General features: G+C 46.1%; 1 pseudogene. It reads left to right on the top strand.

The features are described from left to right. Window positions 1–50 precede the first annotated feature (50 nt). Window positions 51–503 (top strand): annotated as a pseudogene (locus DWV32_RS10040) (TraX family protein); the annotation flags it as partial. Between the last annotated feature and the right edge of the window lie 514 nt (window positions 504–1,017).

The raw sequence follows: 1,017 nt of genomic DNA, 5'->3' as shown, positions 1-1,017 counted from the left end.
GTACCGCCTCGCGGTGACATCGTTTTTATGTCAACCTTGGTCTAACAGAGCCAAATGTTATGTGTGAGCTCCTGCTTTGCTTGGTCTTCTTGATAATTCTGGAAAAGATACAAAGCCTTTCAAAATGGAAGAGGTACATCGCAGAAACTGCTCTGATTGTTTTGACAGCACTGGCAGCTGAATACACTAAACTAGATGGCGGTGTGTATGGCATTCTGCTTGTGGCTGCATTCTATTTATTCCACGACAGCAAGGCCAAGATGTTCTTTGCTGCAGTATGCGCAGTGCTCCTTTCGTCATGCCATATAGTTGGCGGCGGATTTGAGTTTGCTACAGCTAATATATTTAATCCTGATGTTGCTGCCGCGGTCGTTTCGTTGCTGCTTATCAATCTTTATAATGGCAAGCGAGGGCTGAAGCTCAAATATTTCTTCTACATTTTCTATCCGGCTCATCTTGCTCTGCTTTATGGTGTCTCACTTATTGTTTTGAACTGTCTTTAAAAACTCTCAAACAAGTCTCTGAAAGCAGAACTAAATTGACCCTAAGACTGCTTGTGAATTTCCGGAAGACCTGTGAGATACGAGGATAGACAACGAGGGCTGTAGAAAGATGCTTCGAAAGCATGAATGGCAGCGAGAAAATGAGTTCGGAAGAACCCCTCTGGATGCTCCAGCATAGAATAGAAAGCGATCGGCTCCGGCTGGTCGCTTTTTTGTTACCGATGCACGGTTCGAACCCGAACTTCTATATATAGGAACGCTTGGCGAACAAAACCTGCCTTTTACCGACGGGAAACAAATAACCGATGCTTTTGGAGTAAAGTGGCGCTCCAGAGATGACCGATGCCTCAACATCTATAAACCAGCTGGTCACCGCCAATATCAGAAGCTGATGCTTCAGTTATAACCTCAGTGACGTGACTGAGGGACCTATTCATTTGTGAACAAAATATGGAGTGCGCGATTCCCGCCCCCGGCGCCCCTCCGGTCTGGCAATATATCTCCTTGCCGCGCG

Origin of the sequence: Collinsella sp. AF04-24 (assembly GCF_003465685.1) — a bacterium.
GTDB classification, from domain to species: domain Bacteria; phylum Actinomycetota; class Coriobacteriia; order Coriobacteriales; family Coriobacteriaceae; genus Collinsella; species Collinsella aerofaciens_AP.
This window is presented reverse-complemented; position numbering and strand designations above follow the sequence as displayed.